The 3,415-nt window shown below is 70.8% G+C and carries 1 protein-coding gene; it reads left to right on the forward strand.

Annotation, left to right across the window (positions count from 1 at the left end; all coding sequences use genetic code 11):
* Window positions 1–27 precede the first annotated feature (27 nt).
* On the forward strand, window positions 28–3,363 hold the full coding sequence (locus COGEMETH_RS17655; protein ID WP_238183913.1) for an efflux RND transporter permease subunit: 3,336 nt from the start codon (window positions 28–30) through the stop codon (window positions 3,361–3,363).
* Window positions 3,364–3,415: the final 52 nt, after the last annotated feature.

Genomic DNA, 3,415 nt, shown 5'->3' on the forward strand with positions numbered 1-3,415 from the left:
CGCAGAGGGGGGAGGGAGGGTCCGCCCATGAACGTCTCCGAGCCGTTCATCCGCCGCCCCGTGGCGACCACGCTGCTGACCATCGGCGTGCTGCTGGCCGGCATCTTCGCCTTCCTGAAGCTGCCGGTGGCGCCCCTGCCGCAGGTGGATTTCCCCGTCATCCTGGTCCAGGCGCAGATGGCGGGCGCGTCGCCCGACACCATGGCGACCACGGTGGCGGCCCCCCTGGAGCGGCGCCTCGGGGCCATCGCCGACGTCAACGAGATGACCTCGACGAGTTCGATCGGCACGGTGCGGATCGTGCTGCTGTTCGGCCTGAACCGCGACATCGACGGGGCGGCCCGGGACGTCCAGGCCGCGATCAACGCGGCCCGCGCCGACCTGCCGGCCTCCCTGCGCACCAACCCGACCTACCGGAAGTTCAACCCGGCCGACACGCCCATCGTCATCCTCGGGCTGACCTCGGAGACCCTGACGCCGGGCCAGCTCTACGATTCGGCCGCCACGGTGGTGCAGCAGAAGCTCTCGCAGCTGCCCGGCGTCGGCAACGTCGACATCGGCGGCTCGTCGCTGCCGGCCGTGCGGGTCGAGCTCGATCCCACCGCCCTGTTCCACTACGGCATCGGCCTGGAGGGCATCCGCGCGGCGCTCGCCTCGGCCAACGCCAACTCGCCGAAGGGCGGGATCGAGGCCGGGGACCGGCGCTACCAGCTCTACGCCAACGACCAGGGCCGCAAGGCGGAGGATTACCGCGACATCGTCGTGGCCTACCGCAACGGGGCCGGGGTGCGGCTCACCGACGTGGGCCAGGTGGTCGACGGGGTGGAGGACAAGCGCAACCTCGGCATCGTCAACGGCAAGACCGGCGTGCTCCTGTTCGTCTACAAGCAGCCGGGCTCGAACGTGGTCGAGACCATCCGGGGCGTGAAGGAGGCCCTGCCGCAGATCACCGCCGCCATGCCCGGCGGCATCAGCCTGAAGCTGACGGGCGACCGCAGCGCCACCATCCGCGCGTCGCTGGCCGCCACCGAGGAGACCCTGCTGATCGCGGTCGGCCTCGTCATCCTCGTGGTCTTCGCCTTCCTGCGCTCGGGGCGCGCCACGCTGATCCCGGCGGTGGCCGTGCCGATCTCGATCGTCGGCACCTTCTCGGCGATGTACCTGCTCGGCTACTCCCTCAACATCCTCTCGCTGATGGCGCTGATCATCGGCACCGGCTTCGTCGTGGACGACGCCATCGTCGTGCTGGAGAACGTCCAGCGCCACATCGAGATGGGCAAGCCACGCCTGGAGGCGGCCCTGATCGGGGCCCGCGAGGTCGGCTTCACCGTGATCTCGATGAGCCTGTCCCTGGTGGCCGTGTTCCTGCCGATCCTGCTGATGGGCGGCCTCATCGGCCGCATCTTCCAGGAATTCGCCGTCACCCTGTCCCTGGCGATCCTGATCTCCCTGGTGCTCTCGCTCACCACCACGCCGATGATGTGCGCGCGCCTCCTGCGGCCGGAATCGCACGGGCGCGCGGGCCGGCGCCCCAACCTCCTGATCCGCGGGCTGGAGGGGGCCTTCACCGGCACGCTCACCGCCTACGAGCGCACGCTGAGCGTGGCCCTGCGCCACCCCCGCCTGGTGCTGCTGACCCTGGCGGCGACCGTCGGCCTCAACGTCTACCTCTACGTCATCGTGCCCAAGGGCTTCTTCCCCGAGCAGGATACCGGGCAGATGATGGGCGGCGTCCAGGCCGACCAGCGCATCTCCTTCCAGGCCATGGAGAAGAAGCTGCGGGAGGCGGTCGCCATCGTCCAGGCCGACCCGGCGGTGGACAGCGTCGTCGGCTTCACCGGCGGGCGCGGCACCAACTCGGCCAACGTCTTCATCGGCCTCAAGCCGCGCGGCGAACGCGACGCGATGAGCGCGGTGACCACCCGCCTGCGGCCCAAGCTCGCGCAGGTGGCGGGTGCCCGCCTCTACGTCTTCCCGCGCCAGGACCTGCAGATGGGCGGCCGCCAGAGCTTCGCCCAGTACCAGTACACCCTCCAGGGCGACACGGCCGCGGACCTCTACGCCGCGGCCCCGAAGCTGGTCCAGGCCCTCCAGCGGGACCCGACCTTCGCCGAGGTCACCTCCGACCAGCAGGAGGGCGGGCTGGAGAGCCGGCTGGTGATCGACCGGGCCACCGCCTTCCGCTACGGCATCACGCCCGACAAGATCGACAACACCCTCTACGACGCCTTCGGCCAGCGGCAGGTCTCGACCATCTACAACCCGCTCAACCAGTACCACGTCGTGATGGAGATCGCGCCGCGCTACCTGGAGAGCCCGGAGACCCTCAAGCAGATCTACGTCTCGACCTCGGGCGGCAAGGCGCGGGGCTCGGCGGTGACGAACGCGGTCGCGGGCACGGTGGCCGCCGCCGGCGCGGGCGGCGGCGGCACCACCGCGACCGCCGCGTCGAGCACGGCGGACGCCGCCTCGAACGCGGCCGCCATCGCCTCGGATTCGGCCCGCAACGCCGCCTCGAACGCCATCGCCGCCTCCAAGGGCGGCGCCTCGTCGAGCGCGCCGGTCTCCTCGTCCAAGGAGACCATGATCCCGCTCTCGGCCTTCGCGAAGTTCGAGACCGGCAGCGCACCCGTCCAGGTCAGCCACCAGGGCCTGTTCGTGGCGACCACGATCTCGTTCAACCTCGCCCCCGGCAAGAGCCTGTCGGACGCCACCGTCGCGATCGAGGCGGCGATGCGCGAGCTGCGCCTGCCCGCCACCATCCACGGGGAATATGCGGGCGCCGCCAAGAACTACGTCGCCTCGGCCTCGCGCCAGCCGCTGCTGATCCTGGCCGCGATCCTGGCCGTCTACGCCATCCTCGGCATCCTCTACGAGAGCTTCGTGCACCCGCTCACGATCCTCTCCACCCTGCCGTCCGCCGGCGTCGGCGCCCTGCTGGCCCTGCTGGTGACCGGCACCGAGTTCACCATCGTGGCGCTGATCGCGGTGTTCCTGCTGATCGGCATCGTGAAGAAGAACGCGATCATGATGATCGACTTCGCGCTGGATGCCGAGCGCACGCGCGGGCTCGGGCCGCAGGAGGCGATCACCGAGGCCTGCCTCTTGCGCTTCCGCCCGATCATGATGACAACGCTGGCGGCGATGCTGGGCGCCGCCCCCCTGATCCTGGCCGGCGGCGAGGGCGCGGAACTGCGCCAGCCCCTCGGCATCGCCATCGTCGGCGGCCTGATCGTGAGCCAGATCCTGACCCTCTACACCACCCCCGTCGTCTACCTGACCCTCGACCGCCTCCGGCACCGGGTGAACGCCCGCCGCCGGCGCCGCTCGGACGGGGCGGCGCCGCTGCCGGCGGGGGAGTGATGCGTTTTTTCTCGATCGCGGGGAAAGGCGCCGACGCGTCCTTCCCTCCCCC

The organism is Methylobacterium trifolii, assembly GCF_022179685.1.
Taxonomy (GTDB): domain Bacteria; phylum Pseudomonadota; class Alphaproteobacteria; order Rhizobiales; family Beijerinckiaceae; genus Methylobacterium; species Methylobacterium trifolii.

Excerpts from the sequence above, each read along its gene's own strand:
- COGEMETH_RS17655 (WP_238183913.1), top strand. The coding sequence starts at position 28 with ATGAACGTCTCCGAGCCGTTCATCCGCCGCCCCGTGGCGACCACGCTG.